Annotated in this window: 17 protein-coding genes, 1 tRNA gene and 1 pseudogene; 6 read left to right on the forward strand and 13 right to left on the reverse strand. The window is 65.5% G+C overall.

Features of this window, described 5'->3' with window-relative positions; genetic code table 11:
- A partial coding sequence (locus ACODSP_RS27245) for a methyl-accepting chemotaxis protein (protein WP_488968658.1) occupies positions 1-1,063 on the reverse strand: 1,063 nt, incomplete at its 3' end.
- Between the two features lie 35 nt (positions 1,064-1,098).
- Positions 1,099-1,410, reverse strand: coding sequence for a hypothetical protein (locus ACODSP_RS27250; RefSeq protein ID WP_488968659.1), 312 nt, complete (start codon positions 1,408-1,410; stop codon positions 1,099-1,101).
- 302 nt (positions 1,411-1,712) lie between these two features.
- Between ACODSP_RS27250 and rlmN the strand changes: the two genes are divergently transcribed.
- The gene (gene rlmN, locus ACODSP_RS27255; RefSeq protein WP_488968660.1) at positions 1,713-2,912 is read left to right on the forward strand and encodes a dual-specificity RNA methyltransferase RlmN; all 1,200 of its coding nucleotides are present in this window, start codon (positions 1,713-1,715) and stop codon (positions 2,910-2,912) included.
- Positions 2,913-3,094: 182 nt separating this feature from the next.
- Here the strand turns inward: rlmN and ACODSP_RS27260 are convergent, their stop codons facing one another.
- Together ACODSP_RS27260 and ACODSP_RS27265 are read right to left on the reverse strand one after the other, a co-directional pair.
- Positions 3,095-4,090: a DUF6607 family protein gene (locus ACODSP_RS27260; protein WP_488968661.1), complete on the reverse strand. Its 996-nt coding sequence runs from the start codon at positions 4,088-4,090 to the stop codon at positions 3,095-3,097.
- Between the two features lie 10 nt (positions 4,091-4,100).
- Entirely contained in the window at positions 4,101-6,287 is a 2,187-nt protein-coding gene (locus ACODSP_RS27265; RefSeq protein WP_488968662.1) for a TonB-dependent hemoglobin/transferrin/lactoferrin family receptor, read from the reverse strand.
- A 318-nt stretch (positions 6,288-6,605) separates the two neighbouring features.
- Between ACODSP_RS27265 and ACODSP_RS27270 the strand changes: the two genes are divergently transcribed.
- A complete protein-coding gene (locus ACODSP_RS27270) occupies positions 6,606-7,262 on the forward strand; it encodes a hypothetical protein (RefSeq protein WP_488968663.1) in 657 nt (218 codons plus the stop codon).
- A gap of 104 nt (positions 7,263-7,366) precedes the next feature.
- Here ACODSP_RS27270 and ACODSP_RS27275 read toward each other — a convergent pair whose 3' ends face one another.
- From ACODSP_RS27275 to ACODSP_RS27305, 7 genes are all read right to left on the reverse strand, one after another.
- Entirely contained in the window at positions 7,367-7,558 is a 192-nt protein-coding gene (locus tag ACODSP_RS27275; protein ID WP_054167937.1) for a helix-turn-helix transcriptional regulator, read from the reverse strand.
- Between the two features lie 12 nt (positions 7,559-7,570).
- The gene (locus tag ACODSP_RS27280) at positions 7,571-7,951 is read right to left on the reverse strand and encodes a hypothetical protein (RefSeq protein ID WP_488968664.1); all 381 of its coding nucleotides are present in this window, start codon (positions 7,949-7,951) and stop codon (positions 7,571-7,573) included.
- Positions 7,952-8,042: 91 nt separating this feature from the next.
- Positions 8,043-10,427, reverse strand: a complete 2,385-nt coding sequence (locus tag ACODSP_RS27285; RefSeq protein ID WP_488968665.1) for a penicillin acylase family protein — start codon at positions 10,425-10,427, stop codon at positions 8,043-8,045.
- Positions 10,428-10,545: 118 nt separating this feature from the next.
- Positions 10,546-10,621, reverse strand: a tRNA-Ala gene (locus ACODSP_RS27290).
- Positions 10,622-10,737: 116 nt separating this feature from the next.
- Positions 10,738-11,073, reverse strand: coding sequence for a cupin domain-containing protein (locus ACODSP_RS27295; protein ID WP_488968666.1), 336 nt, complete (start codon positions 11,071-11,073; stop codon positions 10,738-10,740).
- Positions 11,074-11,218: 145 nt separating this feature from the next.
- The gene (locus ACODSP_RS27300; RefSeq protein WP_488968667.1) at positions 11,219-11,998 is read right to left on the reverse strand and encodes a bactofilin family protein; all 780 of its coding nucleotides are present in this window, start codon (positions 11,996-11,998) and stop codon (positions 11,219-11,221) included.
- 40 nt (positions 11,999-12,038) lie between these two features.
- Positions 12,039-12,719: an EI24 domain-containing protein gene (locus ACODSP_RS27305; protein ID WP_488968668.1), complete on the reverse strand. Its 681-nt coding sequence runs from the start codon at positions 12,717-12,719 to the stop codon at positions 12,039-12,041.
- Positions 12,720-12,925: 206 nt separating this feature from the next.
- Between ACODSP_RS27305 and ACODSP_RS27310 the strand changes: the two genes are divergently transcribed.
- A complete protein-coding gene (locus ACODSP_RS27310; protein ID WP_488968669.1) occupies positions 12,926-13,912 on the forward strand; it encodes an adenosine kinase in 987 nt (328 codons plus the stop codon).
- A gap of 147 nt (positions 13,913-14,059) precedes the next feature.
- On the opposite strand, the gene ACODSP_RS27315 is transcribed toward ACODSP_RS27310, so the two are convergent.
- Positions 14,060-14,926: a DUF4743 domain-containing protein gene (locus ACODSP_RS27315; RefSeq protein ID WP_488968670.1), complete on the reverse strand. Its 867-nt coding sequence runs from the start codon at positions 14,924-14,926 to the stop codon at positions 14,060-14,062.
- A complete protein-coding gene (locus ACODSP_RS27320) occupies positions 14,926-16,176 on the reverse strand; it encodes a TCR/Tet family MFS transporter (RefSeq protein WP_488968671.1) in 1,251 nt (416 codons plus the stop codon). The genes ACODSP_RS27315 and ACODSP_RS27320 overlap by 1 nt, the downstream gene beginning before the upstream one ends.
- A 243-nt stretch (positions 16,177-16,419) precedes the next feature.
- Between ACODSP_RS27320 and ACODSP_RS27325 the strand changes: the two genes are divergently transcribed.
- The 3 genes and pseudogenes from ACODSP_RS27325 to ACODSP_RS27335 form a co-directional block, all read left to right on the forward strand.
- Complete coding sequence (locus ACODSP_RS27325) at positions 16,420-16,599, forward strand: twin transmembrane helix small protein (RefSeq protein ID WP_245924069.1); 180 nt, start codon at positions 16,420-16,422, stop codon at positions 16,597-16,599.
- A 26-nt stretch (positions 16,600-16,625) separates the two neighbouring features.
- On the forward strand, positions 16,626-17,228 hold the full coding sequence (locus ACODSP_RS27330; RefSeq protein ID WP_488968672.1) for a cob(I)yrinic acid a,c-diamide adenosyltransferase: 603 nt from the start codon (positions 16,626-16,628) through the stop codon (positions 17,226-17,228).
- A 301-nt stretch (positions 17,229-17,529) separates the two neighbouring features.
- A pseudogene (locus ACODSP_RS27335) lies at positions 17,530-17,653 on the forward strand (electron transfer flavoprotein subunit beta/FixA family protein); the annotation flags it as partial.

Raw genomic sequence — 17,653 nt, forward strand, 5'->3', positions numbered from 1 at the left:
CGACGGCAAAGCCCTTGCCGGCCTCTCCGGCGCGTGCCGCCTCGATGGTGGCGTTGAGCGCCAGCAGGTTGGTCTGTCCGGCAATATCAGCGATCAGCTGCACCACGCTGCCGATGCGGGCGGCGGTATCCGACAGTTCGGCCACCCTTTCCCGCACGCGCCCCACCTCATGCGCGGTGCCGCGCGCCTGGGTGGCGGCGCCGCTGGCGGTGCGGGCCACCTCCGCGATGCTGGCGGCCATTTCCTCCACCGCCGCCGCGACGGCGGTAGCGTGGCCCGTGGCCTCGTCCGCTTCGGCCCGCGCCTCGCCCGTCATCTCACCGGTGCTGGCCACGGAACGGCCCAGCAGGTCCGCCTCTTCCCGCAGGCCGCGCACGGCGGCGTCCAGGCGGCGGGTCATGCTTTCGACATCGACGACGAAACGGTCGGCCAGCCCCTTGCGCAGGGCCACGCGTTCGGCCCGCTGCGTCTCGGCGGCCTGCATCTGCTGTTCGCGCAGCCGTTCGGTTTCAACCACGGCCTCTTCGGCCTTGGCGCGGGCGGCTTCGGAATAGAGGAAGGATTTCTCCAGGTTCCAGGACAGCCAGAGCAGCACGCCCGTTTCAACCACCACCACGATGGCATGCACGATGACGCGCAGCAGGCTGCCCTGACCGTCGGGGAAGACCAGCGACGGCAGCAGGAAGGACAGCGTCAGGTGATGCACCGCCGTCACCCCCGCCGCGACCAGAATGACGCGCCAGTTGCAGAAGGCGGTCAGCATGGCCAGGACCGCGAAATAGAGGAAATGCGCATCAATCTGCCACGGTCCCGCCGATGCCGCGACGACCACCGATACCTGCCCGATGGCCAGCACCGCGATCAGGTAATCGACGGCGGGCCGCGCCATGCGCGTGACATAGGCGCCCGTGCCGATGCCGGCGATCAGGGCCGACAGGACCAGCGGCATCAGCCAGCTCACCTCGCCTCGGATCAGGGTGACCAGCGTCAGGGGCACACACACCCAGAGAAAGACCACGAACAGGATCAAGGCGGCGGAACGGATACGGTCGATGGGGGACATCGGGTGGTGAACTCCCTGTTACGTGATTGTTGTTTTCAGGTGCCGCAATTGACCAGCGCGCCCGACAGCAGCAGGGCCGGCAGGCGCGACAGGCGCGCCGCACTTTCCGGGTCCGGCACCTGCACCAGCCAGACCTGTGGCCCCAGGCCGGCCAGTGGCCCGCCATCCCGCAAGGTCACGCCGGTATCCGCCAAACGGGCCAACTGCGCGTCCGTCCCCTGCCACGGGGGCAGCAGGACGGCCAGGGTGCGGCCACTGGCCGGCACCGCGGAGGCTGCGACCAAAAGCGGTGCAGCCAGCAGAAGGATCGCGGCAAGTGATGCCGGAATGATTTGGCGGGGGAACATTTGTATGGAAACCTGAAATGGAACCTGGAAACAGCTCATGGCCATAGCATGGCCGAAGATGGAGCGATTTTCACCTTTGTCCAGCTGACCCTGCGCATAGGGTAACGACATCGGCGATATTGTTTCTAAGTGGAATTTATTTACAGGTGCCTAAAAACAAAGGGTGTGTGTTCTTACAAAAAGGGCATAGGCCATTCGTCGGGGTTTGGTCGGGTTATGGGCCTGCTTGCGTCCCCTGCAAGCCACCCCCGGCGGCAAGCCCCCTTGCCAGCGGGGCCGGCTTGCGTCATCTACAGCCGATCATGGGCATCGAAAATCACAGCAGCAATTTCGCGCCGGCGGCCCGCACCGACGGTCGGATCAACCTTGTCGGCCTTTCCCGCGAAGAGCTGGAAAGCACGCTGGTCGACGCCGGATTCGAGAAGTTCCGGGCGCGCCAGGTCTGGCACTGGATCTATCATCGCGGCGTCACCGATTTCGCGCTGATGTCCACGCTGGCCAAGCCGGCGCGCGAGAAGATGGTCGAGCATTTCGTGGTCGACCGTCCGATGCCCGTGAAGGACCTGAAATCCGTCGATGGCACGCGCAAATGGCTGTGCCGGTTCCATGACGGGCAGGAGGTGGAGGCCGTCCACATCCCGGAGGAAGATCGCGGCACGCTGTGTGTCTCCTCCCAGGTGGGCTGCACGCTGACCTGCCGCTTCTGCCACACGGGCACGCAGCGTCTGGTGCGCAACCTGACGGCGGATGAGATTGTGGGGCAGGTGATGCTGGCCCGCGACCATCTGGAAGAATGGCCCAGCCCGCCCGATGGCCGTATGCTGTCCAACATCGTCATGATGGGCATGGGCGAGCCGCTTTATAACTACGATAACGTCGCCAAGGCGTTGAAGATCATCATGGATGGGGAAGGCATCTCCATCTCCAAGCGCCGCATCACGCTGTCGACCAGCGGTGTGGTCCCCATGATGAAGAAAGCGGGCGAGGAGCTGGGCGTGAACCTGGCCGTCAGCCTGCATGCCGTGAATGATGAGCTGCGCGACCGGATCGTGCCCATCAACCGCAAATACCCGATCAAGGAATTGATGGATGCGGTGCGCAATTATCCGGGCCTGAACAATGCCCGGCGTTGCACCTGGGAATATGTCATGCTGAAGGGCGTGAATGACAGCATGGCGGATGCCCGCGAGCTGGTGCGCCTGATCCGGGACATCCCGTCCAAGATCAACCTGATCCCCTTCAATCCCTGGCCCGGCTCGCCGTTTGAGCGCAGCGACTGGGACCAGATCGAGAAATTCAGCGATTATGTGAACGCAGCCGGTTATGCCAGCCCCATCCGCCGCCCGCGTGGCGACGACATCCTGGCCGCCTGTGGCCAGCTGAAAAGCGAAAGCCAGCGGCCCAGTGCCGCCCAGCGTGCGGGGCAACTGGAACAAAGCAAGCTGCTTGCTGCCGAATATGCCGCCCAGATCGCGGCGAAGGAAGCGGCGCTGGCGCTGTAGAGCGGATTAGGCGCCAGCCGTAATCCGCGGGTTGGCACCGGATTTCCGCGGATTACGCTTCGCTAATCCGCGCTACGTCTACGCATCAAACACGAAAAGGGACGGACCAACCCAAGCTGGTCCGTCCCTTTCGCATTCCATCCGGGGTCCAGCGCAGAATACCGCCGGACCCCGGATGCGCGTCACCCCCGCGACGCGCCGGCCATGGCGGTGGCCGGTCCTGTGGCGCCGGTGATCAGGTGGCGGGCCTGGGACACGGCATCCGCCGTTCCCACCTCTCCCTTCGCCACCTTCCCGGCGAGTTCCATGAGCTGCTTACCCGTGCTGGAGCCGTTTTCCGCCTCCTGCACCAGATGGATTCCCCCCTTCTGGGCGGCGGTATCGTCCCAGGCTTTGCGCACGGCGGCCCAGAAGGTGGCGGTCTTGGCCATGTAATCGTCCGCCGCCTGGATATCGAATTCGGTGGAGGGGACGTAGCTGTTCAGCACCACCTCATGCACGATGGTGGTCAGCTTGCCATCGCGCAGCCCGACCTTGGCATTGTCCTGTTCATGCACCCAGCCCTGATGCGTCAGGGCATGGCGGTTGGTGCCATAGTAACGGTCATAGACGGGCTTGCGCACGGCGTCGCGCCGCGCCAGGGGGCGGCCTGTCTCCCCGCTGATCCAGCGGTGCTCACCGCGGTCATGCTTCCACTGTCCAACCCCGCCATAGCGCGGGCTGTCATCGGTCTGCCAGACGGTCTGGGCCCAGGCGTCGGTGCGCTGGGTGGCAGGCACGGGCGTCAGCTTCCACTGGTCGGGGCCTTCATAGGTCAGGACGGTTTCCGGCTCATAGGTCCAGTCCTGGCGCCAGTGCTTGATGACAAAGGGTTTGTCCTCCTCGTCCTTGACCACCAGCAGATGCTGCAGGCGGATGGTGCGGCCCGTATCCTCGATCACGCGCACCGCCTCAAACCCGCCGCTGCGCTTGGGCTCGATCGGCTCATAACCGGGGGCGATGGCCACCGTCTCCTTGAAGTCGAACTTCACGCGATAGGTGCCGGCCATGGCCAGGATGGCGGCGCGGTCGGCATTGAAGGCGGTGCAGTCGGGCTTGCCACACTCCACCTGGGCGGTGGCGGGCAGGGCGGCCAGCAGGGCCAGGGCCGTCAGACCGGCTTTCAGGGAGATAGTCATCGGGGGTTCCTTAGAAGCTGACGGTGAGCGAGGCGCTGAGATTGCGGCCGGGCTGGGTATAGCTGTCGCGGATGGCGGAGGTGGCGGACAGGCCGCGCACATCGCTCCACCACCAGTATTTCCGGTCGGTGATGTTGAACAGGCCGGCGCGCAAGGTCGCGAAATCGGTCACGCGCCAGCGGGCGGTGGCGTCCAGCACGATGAAATCGCCGGGCGCGAAACAGCCGCCGGTGCAGGCGGTGCCGATGCGGCCCGTGGATTTCTTCGCGGAATAGATGGCGCTGATATCGCCGCCGAACCGACCCTCGGTTGGTTCTTCCCAGCTGACGCCCAGCGTCACTTTCACGGGGTCGATACTGTCCAGCGGGCGTTTCACCCCCGCGGTTTCCTGGTCACCCTTGGTATAGGCGGCACCGCCGATCAGGCCGAAACCCTGGCCGATATCCCAGTTGGCCTTGGCCTCCAGCCCCCGGATGGTCACCTTGTTCAGGTTCACATATTGGTAGGTGGCGGGGCTGGCCGCCGTGAAATTGCCCGACACCAGCACCTGTTCGATGAAATCATCGTACCAGCCCTTGAACCCGGTCAGGGCCGCCTGCCAGTCATCCCCGCGCAGACGCAGGCCCAGTTCGACGGTGCGGCTGCTTTCCGGCTTCAGATCGGGGTTGGAGATGGAGCGGTAATTCTGCAAAGGGTTGGCGAAGCCGTTATTCACCTGGGCCGGGGCCGGGGCCTTGAACCCCTCGGCATAGTTCGCGAACAGGCCGGCATGGTCGTTCAGCCAGTAGAGGGCCGCAAGCTTGGGCGAGAAATGATCATCGCTCTGCCCCGTGGCCGTGCCCACGAACAGCGGATCGGTCTTGGGATCGATCTTGTAATAATCATAGCGGATGGCGGGATAGAGCGACAGCGACCCGTCCAGCAACGTCACCTCATCCTGGATGAACAGGCCGGCCAGCGTGTGGTCGGTGCTGGGGAAGGCGCGGGTGGGATAGGTCTCCCCCGCCGGGGGCACGGTGCCGTCGCGCGTGCCCAGCTGTCTGGTCAGGGAGAAATCACCGCCATAGACCAGCAGATGGTCGATGCCATCGCCCTTGATCTTCGTGCTGGCATCGACATTCAGGCCCGTGACCTTGTTGTCGAACGTATTGATGCGCAGGCGGTCGGCGGCGGTATTGCGGTCTTCGGCGGAATATTGGCGCGTGTCGCTGTCCTGGCGGTACAGCGTCCAATGCAGGCTGTCGATGACGCCGCCATCGGCGGGGGCATAGCGATGATCCAGGCTGACCCGGTCACGGCGCACGGTATCATGGGCCTTCAGACCGATGACGCTGGTCGATGCCAGGGGCGGCACCGCGATGGCGGTCAGGACATCGGCCTCCATGTCATGGTCGAACAGCTCATAGGTCAGGCGCAGCGTATGTTCGGATGTCGGCTGCCAGACCAGCTTGGCCAGGGCCGAGTTATCGGCGATGTCCTGCGGATTGGCGGCGGTGCGGGTGCTGTTGGCGGTCCTGATCGCGGCCTTGTTCTCCGTCTCCTTGGTGTCGCGGCGGTTATAGGCCAGCATGGCCGACCAGTCGCCCGTCTTGCCGGCCAGGACCATGCCCTTGCCCCAGCCGCGATCCGCCTCGCTGTAACCGGCCTTCACCTCTCCGCCATAGGATTTGTCGCCCTGGATGAAATCGACGGGGTCCTTGGTAACGAAGCTGACAGCGCCGGCAAGCCCGTCGGAGCCGTACAGGGCCGAGGCGGGGCCGCGCAGGATCTCCACCGATTTCAGCAGGTCCAGATCGACATAATCGCCGCGCCCCACCGATTGCCCGCCAAAGGCAAAGGCGTCGGGCGCGCGGATGCCATCGGTCTGGATCAGGACGCGGTTGCCCTCCAGCCCCCGGATGTTGAACCCGCTATTGCCATCGCGGCCCGTATTGGCGCCGGCGGCGGTGAAGCGGGTGGGGGAGGAGCGGACGGAGACGCCGGGTTCGTGGCGGATCAGGTCCTTGATGTCGGTGACCAGCCGGTCCTTCACCTTCTCGGCGCCGATGACGCTGACGGTGGCCGGAGCCTCCACCGTTTCCTTGGGCGTGCGGGTGGCGATCACCGTGATCTCACTGACCTGCATGTCGGCGGCATCGGCCACCTGCATATCCTGCGCGCCCGCAGGCGCGGCCAGGGCCAACAGAACCAGGGGCAAGGCCGTCATATTCCGGCAAGACACAATCCCACACTCCCAACTGCAATTGCGAACCACTCGCAATATCCATATTCAGAATGCGGGTGAGAATCAATATCAATTTATTCCAAGGGCAGGGGGTTCGTGGCCGGATCGTGGCGGGACCTGCCGGATTATGGCGGGACCGCGCCCGACATGACGCGGAAAAGTCCTGGAAATTCCCGTACTCCGCCCCTTGTCGGTCCAGCATCCGCCATGCGGGCGCGGTTTCATGAAGATGTCGGGGGACGATGGAGCCGACGGCGACAGCCCCCAACGGAATGAAACGCGGAGGATAGAATGCGTAGCAAGGTGATGCTGATGACCGGTCTGACCGTGGCCCTGCTGACCGGCGCCGCGCAGGCACAGTTGGTGGGTGGCGGCAATGGCGCCGCCGGTCTGGGCGGAACCGTGGGCGGCGTGGCCGGTGCCACGCTGGGCGGCACCGCCGGGGTCCAGGGCGGCCTGAATGGCGCCTCCACGCTGGACAGCGTCCGCGGCACCGGCAGCCATCTGCGCCAGACCGCCACGACCCGCGCCGAACGCGCCGCCGCCAAGGCCAAGGAAACCGGCACCGCCACCACGGGCAAGGCCGCGACGGAGGTGGGTAGCGCCAAGGATGCCGCCACCGGCACCGTGACCAGCACCGCCAGCCAGGCCGCCGCCACCGGCAGCGCCGTGAAGGACAGCGTGGCGGGTACGGCCACCCAGGCCAAGGACGGCGTCACCAGTGCCGCACAGACCGGCGCGGCCCAGACTACGGCCACCCCTGTCGCCCTGGCCGGCAAGGCGGATGCGGCCAAGGACGCGGCCATCGCCAAGACCGAGGCAAAGCCGGAGACCAAGCCCACGCAAGGCCAGCCGGCCCCCGCCGTGACGCCGGAACCGGCGGTGAAGGCCGCCGTGCAGGCCGATGCCAAGGCCAGCGCTGATGCCAAGGCGACCACGACCCCGTAAAGGCGGGCAGGGCGTTGGGAAAATGCGCCCCACCCCGACGCCCCGAACGCACGAAGGCCCCGGCGGACCAACCGCCGGGGCTTTTGTGTGTTCGGGATTTGGTATCAATCCTCCTGGAAGATCGCCTCAATAGGCTGTTCAAACAGGCGGGCTATGGCGAAGGCCAGGGGCAGGCTGGGGTCGTAACGGCCATTTTCCAGGGCGTTCACCGTCTGGCGTGACACGGCCAGCTTGTCCGCCAGATCACCCTGGGACCAGCCGCGTTCGGCGCGCAGATCCTTCAATCGGTTCTTCATGTCCGGCCCCCTTCAGCGATAGCGGCGGCAGGCCAGGACATAGCCCAGAACCCACAGCACATGCATCAGCGGCAGCACCGTGAACATCGACAGTTTCGGCCAGCCCTGACCTTCCAGGAAGCCGTAGGAGAAGGTGATCAGCGCCGTCATGGCAAAGCCGAAGGCCAGCCCCTCGAACTGCATGCGGCGCTGCATCTCATCCAGGCGGCGGATATGGCGCATGATCACCCAGACCGTTGCCACCCCCGGCAGCATGGGCAGCAGGGCGACGGGAACCGACAATGCGTCCGGCACCCAGCCCCATTGCGCCGCCTTGTTCACCCCGATCAGAACGATGGCATAGGCCGTGATGCTGGCCAGCAATTCAAACACATAGCGTCGTGCGTTGGTCATAATTTCCTCCGTCATATGTAAAGCGTGCTTTCCATATGACGGAGGGAAACCGACCTGTCAAGTATGCTTTACATGGAAAGTGAACTTTCCATCAGGCGCCCGGCTGCAGGGTCAGGGTCCAGCGTGCGGCACCCGGCAGGAACGGGGTCGGCTTGCCCTCGGCCCAGTCCTGATGACCGGTCAGATAGTAGGGCGACAGCGGGTGGCCGCTCTGGCTGCCCGGCATGTGGAAATAGCCTTCGCCCTCGCGCCCCGGCGACACGGCGAAGCGTTGGCTGGCGCCAAAGCCCGGCCCCTGCACGCGCGGCATCATGCTGTCGCCGGGCAGTCCCTGTTCGGGCGGATCGGTCAGCCAGCCGACGGGCGGCAGGATGCGGGTCAGGGGGTGGCGCACCTCCGCCACATTGCGGGCACCCCAGGTGAAGGCGGCGGCACCGCCCGCCTTGTCAACCTGATCGGCCACCTCGGTCAGGGCGGCATCGATCAGCGCCTCCCAATCCTTGTATCCTGGCGGCACCAGGGCTTCAGGCCGTTCGGTCAGCAGGCGGCGCAGGGGGCCTTCCTGCTGGGCGGTGGTGCGGTTGCGCGGCGGCGTGCCGTCGAGCCCCAGATAGGCGCTGTAGAGCTTTTGCAAGAAGGCCAGGCGGAAGGCACGGACCAGCCGGTAACCGGCGCTATCCACCGCCGCCCGCGCGCCCCAATCGCGCACCGGCCCCGTCAGGGCCGCCAGCCTTGCATCGCCCTGTCGGGCATTCAGCGCCGCCAGCATCTGTTCCTGCCAGAAACCCATGACCAGGGCGCGATCATCCAGCTGGATGGACAGCATGTCGGCGGGGGTGAAGCGGTCACGTGCGAACAGACCGTCACGGATCTGCCCCTGACGTCCGCCCATGTCATAACCGCCATCGCCCAGCCGGGCGTAATCCTCCCCGCCCACGATGCGGGCATTGGCGGTCCAGATGCGGTGATGGTCGGGATTGCGGATGGTCGGCACCTGATCGGGCGGCAGCATGCCGTTCCAGCCGCGCGTGCCATCGGCCCAGCTGGCGGGAAGGCTGCCATCCATGCCGAACCGGGCCGGCACGGCGCCGATGATGGTCCAGGCAATATTGCCGGCGGTATCGCCCACGACAAGGTTCTGCTGCGGCTGGCGCGCGGCATGGGCGATGGCGATGGCGCCATCCACGCTGTCGGCCCGTTCCAGGCCCAGCAGGCCCGTCAGGTTGATGCCGTCGGCCTCATGCGCGGTCCAGCGGACGGCGATCTTCGTCCCGTCGGCCTGGGTTTCCACCACCGGACCCCAGATGCTTTCCTCCACCACCAGATCCTGGCAGTCGCCCCAGGCCGGGCAAATCTTCTCCGTGGTGCGGATCAGGTCCTTGGGCCCGTCGGGAGTCTGATATCGGCCCGGTGTACCGGGCACGGGGTCCAGGATCACGGCATCGGCGGTATCGATGTAAGAATTGGTATAGCCCCAGGCGACCTTGCCATTGCTGCCGGCCACCAGGGCCGGCGTGCCCGGTAGGGTGACGCCGGTCGCGTCCATGGCCTCAGGTCCGGCGGTGATGCGTAGCCGCGCGCGGTACCAGGTGCCGGGAACGGCGATGCCCAGATGCATGTCGTCCGCCACCAGCGCCGCGCCATTCGCCGTCAGCGCCCCACTTACGCCCCAGGCATTGCTGCCGATGGTGGGGCCGGGATCGGGATCGACCATGGCGGCCTTGCGGCCTTGCATGGGCACGGCGCTGGGCAGGGCCGGTTCCGGCATGACGGAACCGTCGATGGCCGCATCGAGCGGGGTGCCGTGCGGATAGAGGAAATCCATCATTTCCGGCCCCAGCCTTTGCAGGGTTTGGGCGCGGATACGGTCGGTCAGCGCATCCTCATCCTGCAAATCCAGATACATGGCATAGGCGGCCAGGATCGTATCCTCCGCCGCCCAGGGCCGGGGGGATGCGAACAGCAGGCTATATTCAAAGGGACGGCCCGTCAGGCTGGCCAGACCCTGGTTCACCCCGTCGGTATAGGCGGCGATCATCGCCTTCTGATCGGCGGGCAGGTTGGTCACCACCTGTTCGGCCCGGTGGCGCAGACGGTGGATGCGCCGCGCCCGGTCGATCTCCAGCACCGGCCCGATGGGGCCCAGCAGGCCCGACAACTCCCCCGACGCCGACCGGCGGATCAGGTCCATCTGGAAATAGCGTTCCTGGGCATGCAGAAAGCCCAGCGCGCGGGCCAGATCGGCCCGGCTTGCCCCCTCCAGCGTCGGCACGCCGCCGGCATCACGGGTAATGGCAACGGGCGCCGTCAGCCCCTTCAGCGGCAGCGACCCCTCCAGCGTGGGCTTGGAGACGGCCAGATTGACCGCAAAGGCCCCGGCGGCCAGCACCAGCACCCCGCCGATCCCCGCCACCCCATAGCCCAGCACCCGGCCAATCCCGAACCCCGACCGCCGTCCATTGCGCCTGCGTGCCAAGATACCCCCCGCTTGTCCTTATGATCGCGGGGCAGTTTCCCTTTCCGGAAGGGCGGGCGCAAGGGGATTGGGGCCGAAACGAGAAAGGCCCCGCCGTTGCCGGCAGGGCCTTTGAATTTGGTGGAGCCAAGCGGGATCGAACCGCTGACCTCTACAATGCCATTGTAGCGCTCTCCCAGCTGAGCTATGGCCCCGAAACTTGTACGCGGCGTCTGGGTGACCGTCGCGGTGGGCGGCTTTATGGACAAAAGCGGGCGCGGATGCAAGCCCCTTGATCAGCGATCCGGGCAAGGCAGGCATGTGAAGGGCCTCAACCCTCCCCACCATCGGGTCCCCAGAAAATGGCCCAGCAGGTGAAATCATCGCTGAAGCCGGTGAACCGGTGCTCCACCCCTGCCTCCACAAAGATCAGGTCGCCGGGGCCAAAGGCCTGGGTCTGCCCGGCCTTTTCGAAGGTGCCCGTACCGGTCACGACGACGTACAGCTCATCCTGCTTATGCGGTCCCTGCTCGTCCCGGTTCTGCGGGGCATAGAGCCCGGCCTTCATGCTGCCATGGCGGATCATATAGTCGAACCGCTGAATACCGGTCCGGCCCGCGATGGCGGCCATGGCGCTGGCTTGGGTGAACAGGAAGGGCTGGGTCATGCGGGCACGCTCCGGCAGGCGACAACCCTTTCAGCGAACAACATGGCGGCGTCCCCCGCCAAGTCCCTGAATTGTCCCTGCCACATGAAAAACCCCGCCGGCGGCACCGGCGGGGTTCTCATCAACAAGGTGGGAGGGGAGGATATCAGCCCACCGCCTCCTCATCCTCGGTGTCGGCCACCGGAGCGGCGGCGACCTGTACCGGGGCCGGCTGCGGGGCCGGGGCGGCGGCCTTGGGCGCGGGTACTGCGGCATCGACGCCCAGCACCTGGATCGTGCCCGACAGCTGCCCGCCATTTTCCACTTCCAGCGTGCCGTAGCGGATATTGCCCGTGATGCGGCCCGTGGTGCGGACCTTCAGGGTACCGCGCACGGTAATGTCGCCTTCGAAACGGCCACCGATATCGGCCTCGTCAATCTCCACCGAACCCTTGAACAGGCCGGTATCGGTGATCTCCACGACATGGCCGTCGCGCAGCTTGGCCTCCACCGTCCCTTCGACGACCAGCACGTCGCAGGCGGCGATCTCACCCGACAGGCTGATATCGCGGCCCACGATCAGCTTGCGCATCTCCGCCGTGGCGGGGCTGTTGCCTTCCACGCCGGTGGGGGCGACACGCTTGGGCGGGCTGTTGGGAATATCGACGACGCGGCGCGGGATCTCCGTCTTCAGCGACGGGGCGGCAGAAGAAAGCGGGCCGCCGGGCGGGGTGGAGAAAGGCGTGTTCATCGTCGTCCTCGGGCTGGTTTCGGAACCGTTATCGGTGCTGGGTTCAACAATGGCGGAAGGAGTGGCCGCCGCCGGCTCTGCCGGGCGGAATCCGGCAGCGCTCCCACCCGCATCGGTCGGCGGCGCGGGCGGCACCGGCGGTTCGGGCGGGGTGGGCGTGGCCGGGGCCACGGGCGGTCTCTGGCGTCGGAACATGTCGTCTTGCCCCCTGTATCTCATCGGCTAAAGGCGGGGTTCACACAGATGCTGCGACCGGAAGATCACGCCGCATCCCTTCGACAAGATGGGCCATGAACGCCGCCGCCAGCACGGGCACCAGCAGATTGACGAGTGGAAGCGACGAAAGAAAGGCGATAATGACGCCCGCCGCAAAAAGTCCCATCCGCCGCTCTTGTGACAGGAATTTCACCCCCATCGGGTTAAGCCGGCGGACGGCCACCAGCGCGAAATATTCCCGTCCGATCAGGTAACCATTCACCAGGAACCAGACGAACAGATTAACCACGGGCACGAAATAGAAGGGCAGGGCCAGCAGGTTGACCAGCATCACCAGGCCCAGGAATTTCAGCCCCTCCAGCACCGAGCGCCAGACAGGAATGCGGCGCGGCGGCGGCAGATGCGGGTAATGGCGCCGTTCCACGGCATCGATAATGCTGTCCAGCATGGTGGCGGAAACAGCGACCATGACGGCAGGAAACATCAGCCAGGCCAGCACCAGCCCCGCCACCCCGCCCAGCAGGTCGATACCCGTTTCCACCCAGCCGATATCGAACAGGGATGTGTGGGTCAGCAGCCAGCCAAACCCCGTCAACAGGGCGGTAAACAGCGCAATCGTGCCAAGGGCGGCGAAGATCAGGACGCGGGTAAAGGCGGGGTCGGGCAATTGCCCCACGGCGCGCGACAATTCCCGGATCATGTCTCACTCCCTTCCCTCAAGCGCCGGGCGGGTGCATCCGCACCCTTGGCTTTCGCCGCACGTGCGGCGCGGCGGCGGTCGCCGCCGTAAGGCGGCCATACGGGATGACCGTCAGTAATGTCCATATGGGGATGCATGGGCACTTGCCGCAAGACGCGGTCTGCCTATACTCCGCGCCAATTCTGATCGTTTTGTGGAGGCCATTCGTGGCGGCTGTTTATGATGTGGTGGGTCTGGGTAACGCGATCGTGGACGTGATCGCCAAGGCCGACGAAGAGTTTCTGACCGCCAATGGCCTGGTGAAGAACGCCATGCGCCTGATCAGCGCCGAAGAGGCCGATGCGCTGTACGCCAAGATGGGTCCGGGTCTGGAAATGTCGGGCGGGTCCGCCGGCAACACCATGGCGGCCCTGGCGTCGCTGGGCGGTAAGGGCGTGTTCGTGGGCAAGGTCGCCCATGACCAGCTGGGCAAGGTCTACCGCCATGACATCCGCGCCGCCGGCGTGGTGTTCGATACGCCCGACCTGACCGATGGCAAGCCCACCGGTTCCTGCCTGATCCTGGTGACGCCCGACGGGCACCGCACCATGAACACCTTCCTGGGTGCCTGCCTGGACCTGACGCCTGACGATATCGATCCGGCGGTGATCAAGTCCTCGAAGGTCGTTTACATGGAGGGCTATCTGTGGGACCCGCCGGCGGCCAAGCAGGCCTTCCTGAAGGCGGCGGCCCTGGCGCATGAGGCGGGGCAGAAGGTGGCCCTGTCGCTGTCCGACCCGTTCTGCGTGAACCGTCACCTGGACAGTTTCCGCGATCTGGTGAAGAACCATGTCGACATCCTGTTCGCGAATGAGAGCGAGATTGTCGCCCTGTTCGGTGGCGATTTCGACAGTGCCGCCGCCGAGGCACGTCGCCATGTGGAAGTGGCCGTCCTGACGCGGGGTGAGCAGGGGGCGACCGTCCTGGTGGGTGGGGAGACCTATTCGGTTCCCGCCGAGAAAGTGTCCCAGGTTGTGGACACCACGGGGGCGGGTGATCTGTTCGCCGCCGGTTTCCTCTACGGCTATACCCAGGGCCGCAGCCCGTCCGACTGTGCCCGGTTGGGCGCCATCTGCGCCGGGGAGATCATCACCCATTACGGCGCCCGTTCGGAGGTCAATCTGGCCGAGCTGGTGGCGTCCAAGGGGCTGTAAAGGGACGAGGTGCAGATACCAACCGGCACCTGTGCCGGTTGGTTGGCGCGTTGAGCGCCCGCGCCCCCCGATGGGCGCGCAAGCCAAGCCGCCGGATGGCGGCGCCCGGCGCCTGAGGGAACATGCAAAAGGGCGGTGACCGGCAGGTCACCGCCTTAACCCCCGGCACAATTCCAGATACTCGGGATGGTCGGGCGTCAGCCAGCCATGGCGGATCAGGAAATCGATCACCGTCAGGTTGACGTTGAATTTCCAGTCGTCGCTGTCGCGCACGCTGTGCGCCACGCGGGCGATGGGCCACAGCTCAAACCGTTCCACCTCGCCATCGGTATTGCGGGGAACAAAGTCGGGCGGCAGTTCCAGGTCATAAAGAAACAGCACATCAGGCTTCAGCCCCTTGTCCTGTTCCATCAGATAGGTGATGGCCCCCACCGGGACCGCGCGCAGCGCCTGTTCCGCCGAAAGCCCCGCCTCTTCCCAAGCTTCCTTGACCAGATTGTCGGGCAGGCTCAACCCCGCCGGCTGTCCGCCTGCCACCAGATTATCGTACTGGCCCGGCGCGACGCCCCGGTCCATGGCGCGCTTGCCCACCCACAGGTGGATGCCATCCGGCTTGCGCACGAAGCCGTTGACGTGCAGGCCATAGGCTGTGACCCCGAAGAACGGGATGGCGGCGCGGTCCAGCTCCATCAGGGCGGGATGGCCCCAGCCGCCGGAGACTGTGTACATTTCCCGGCGCAGTTTCGGGATGCTTCCCTCTGCAACCAGCCGTTCCAGGGCGGCAGCCACCGCCCGCGTGCGCGACGGCGCATCGGTCAGGCCGGGATGCAGGGCAATCCCGCCCGCATCGGGGATGAAGGGTGGCCCCAGGGCCAGCAGCCGCTCCATGAAACCAACCCGCACCTGTCCCACCGTGACACCGGCGATGGAGAAGGGCCGGAAGCCCGACAGGTCGTGGCGGTTACAGGCCCGGATATGGCGCAGGAAGCCTTGTGCCAGGGCAGGATCAACCATCAGGCGGCCTCCGTCACCGGGTCAGCGTGTTTGGGGGGCGGCACCCGCCGCATGGCCCAGGCAGCGACCAGCCCGGACAGGGCCAGCATGGCGGCCCCGAAATAGAAGGGCATGCCGGGGATGGGGATCGTGGCCCCCTCCGCCGTGAAATGTTCGAACAATTCGGCCCCGATCAATGGGGCCAGGATGAAGGTCAGGCTCTGCATGCTGGCAAAGGCGCCTTGCACCGAGCCCTGTTCATCGGCCCCCACGCTGCGCGACACGATGCTCTGGATCGCCGGCGAACTGATCCCGCTCATCGCATGAACGGGGATGAAGGCGGCGAAGGCCGTGGCGCTGCTGGCCGCGCCATAACCGACATAGGCGGTGGATTCCAGGCTGATGCCCAGCAGGGCCGTGCGCGGCTCCCCCAGCTTCTTCACGATCCGGTCGATCAGCACGCCCTGCACCAGCACCGTGGTCAGGCCCACGGCGGCCAGCGACAGGCCGTTATCCAGCTCGCTCCACCCGAAACGCTTGGTCGTGTACAGCACCCAGACCATCTGCATCACGCCCATGGCCAGCACCATGCAGGTGCGGCTGGCGGCCAGGCCCAGAACGGCGGGATGCATGGCCAGCGCCCGCAGCGATCCGACGGGATTGGCGCGGGCCAAGCTGAAGGCACGGCGGTTGGCAGGGGCCAGCGACTCGGGCAGGACCAGCAATCCGTAAAGGAAGTTCAGACCCGCCAGACCGGCCGCCACCATGAAGGGCAGATGCAGGTTGACCTCCGCCAATATGCCGCCCAAGGCCGGGCCTGTGATGAAGCCGACGCCAAAGGCCGCCCCCATCATGCCGAAATTCTTGGCCCGGTCCTGCGGCCCGCTGATATCGGCGATATAGGCATTGGCCGCCGTCACATTGGCCGCCGTCAGACCCGCCACCATCCGTCCCACCAGCAGCCAGACCAGACCGGGCGCAAACGCCATGAACAGCTGATCAATTGCCATGCCCGCGATGGAGGCCAGGATCACCTTGCGCCGCCCGAACCGGTCCGACAGCGCACCCAGCACAGGCGCGAACAAGAACTGCATGATGGAAAAGGCGGCGATCATCGCCCCCATCCACCAGGCCGCCGACGCCTCGCTGACCGCGAACTGACGGATCAGCGATGGAAAGACCGGGATTGTCAGGCTGAAGGTCAACACGTCCAGAAGGACGGTGATCATGATGAAGGGGATGCCGGCCTGGCGGGGTGAGGATCGGGACATATGCTCTTCCGGCTGCGGTGCCGTGGCGTCTCATATCAGAAACAGACGCGCGACACCAATCTACCGAGGGCTTGGCCCTCGGTAGAGAATAGGCTGGCGACCGCCAGCCCGGCACCGCGTGGTGCCGTAAGCCAAGGGCGCGGACGCGCCCGCCCGGCGTTTGAGGGAACAATGATAGAAGTTCCGTATTGCCCCTGGGCGGCGGGACCATCCCGCGCTATATGGTGGGGCATGAGCGGCTTCATGATCTTCCTCATGGTCCTGGCCATGATCGCCACGCTGGCTGTGCTGGTGATCGGGCTGTTCGCCATGGCGCGCGGCGGCGAATTCAACGCCAAATACGGCAACAAGCTGATGTGGTGGCGCATCCGGCTGCAGGTGGCGGCTGTCGTGCTGTTTGCCCTGGCCTTCATGGCCTCCTGACCCTATCCAAGACAGCAGGTAGCGCCATGGTCCGCCTGACCCGCATCTATACCCGTGGCGGCGACAAGGGACAGACGTCGCTGGGCGATGGTTCCCGCGTGGCCAAACATGCGCTGCGCGTCGCCGCCTATGGCACCGTGGACGAGGCGAATGCCATCCTGGGTCTGGCGCGCCTGCATACGGGTGTGGCCAAGGATGATCCGATCCTGGCGGAGGCCGATGCCATGCTGGGCCGTATCCAGAATGACCTGTTCGATCTGGGTGCCGATCTCTGCACGCCGGAGATGGAGAACCCACCCTATCCGCCGCTGCGCATCGTGGATATCCAGGTCGACCGGCTGGAGGCGGAGATCGACCGCATGAATGCGGAGCTGGCCCCGCTCAACAGCTTCATCCTGCCCGGCGGACGCCCCGCCGCCGCCTGCCTGCACCAGGCCCGCACCGTGGCGCGGCGGGCGGAGCGGGAAATGACAGAACTGGCCCTGACCGAGAATGTCGGCGCGCCGGCCCTGAAATATATCAACCGCCTGTCGGATCATCTGTTTGTTCTTGGCCGTTGGGTCAATGACAAGGGGGCCGCCGACGTGTTGTGGGTGCCGGGCCTGACGCGTGGGCAAACGCCGGGCTGAATGCCCTGAACCTGCGCAAAACCCCCTTGAAATCCGCCGTGCGGCTGGTATCTTCCCATTACGTAAAGGGAAGATGATTGGCTGGTCAACGGCGTGTGACTGGTAACGAAATTTCGTTTCAGCGTTACCGGACGCACACTATTGACATGTGCAGCGCAGCAATTCTAAGGTCCGAGCCCGATTGTCGGGCTGGACGGCAGGCATTGATTGCCCAATCTTATGCCCAGGTAAAAAATGGCTGAATGCCAGGGTGAACAGGCGGGGAAAATCCACCGCCGGCTATCATGCGAGGGGATCGCCAATGAAAGTCCTAGTCGCCGTTAAGCGTGTCGTTGACTACAACGTCAAGATCCGCGTTAAGCCCGACGGAAGCGGTGTCGAGCTTGCGAATGTGAAGATGTCGATGAACCCGTTTGACGAGATCG

The sequence above is a fragment of the Niveispirillum sp. FG156 genome (assembly GCF_057809555.1).

Coding starts and splice junctions, on each gene's coding strand:
- ACODSP_RS27250 (WP_488968659.1), bottom strand. CDS start 1,410: ATGTTCCCCCGCCAAATCATTCCGGCATCACTTGCCGCGATCCTTCTG.
- rlmN (WP_488968660.1), top strand. CDS start 1,713: ATGGGCATCGAAAATCACAGCAGCAATTTCGCGCCGGCGGCCCGCACC.
- ACODSP_RS27260 (WP_488968661.1), bottom strand. CDS start 4,090: ATGACTATCTCCCTGAAAGCCGGTCTGACGGCCCTGGCCCTGCTGGCC.
- ACODSP_RS27270 (WP_488968663.1), top strand. CDS start 6,606: ATGCGTAGCAAGGTGATGCTGATGACCGGTCTGACCGTGGCCCTGCTG.
- ACODSP_RS27275 (WP_054167937.1), bottom strand. CDS start 7,558: ATGAAGAACCGATTGAAGGATCTGCGCGCCGAACGCGGCTGGTCCCAG.
- ACODSP_RS27280 (WP_488968664.1), bottom strand. CDS start 7,951: ATGACCAACGCACGACGCTATGTGTTTGAATTGCTGGCCAGCATCACG.
- ACODSP_RS27295 (WP_488968666.1), bottom strand. CDS start 11,073: ATGACCCAGCCCTTCCTGTTCACCCAAGCCAGCGCCATGGCCGCCATC.
- ACODSP_RS27300 (WP_488968667.1), bottom strand. CDS start 11,998: ATGTTCCGACGCCAGAGACCGCCCGTGGCCCCGGCCACGCCCACCCCG.
- ACODSP_RS27305 (WP_488968668.1), bottom strand. CDS start 12,719: ATGATCCGGGAATTGTCGCGCGCCGTGGGGCAATTGCCCGACCCCGCC.
- ACODSP_RS27315 (WP_488968670.1), bottom strand. CDS start 14,926: ATGGTTGATCCTGCCCTGGCACAAGGCTTCCTGCGCCATATCCGGGCC.
- ACODSP_RS27320 (WP_488968671.1), bottom strand. CDS start 16,176: ATGTCCCGATCCTCACCCCGCCAGGCCGGCATCCCCTTCATCATGATC.
- ACODSP_RS27325 (WP_245924069.1), top strand. CDS start 16,420: ATGATCTTCCTCATGGTCCTGGCCATGATCGCCACGCTGGCTGTGCTG.
- ACODSP_RS27330 (WP_488968672.1), top strand. CDS start 16,626: ATGGTCCGCCTGACCCGCATCTATACCCGTGGCGGCGACAAGGGACAG.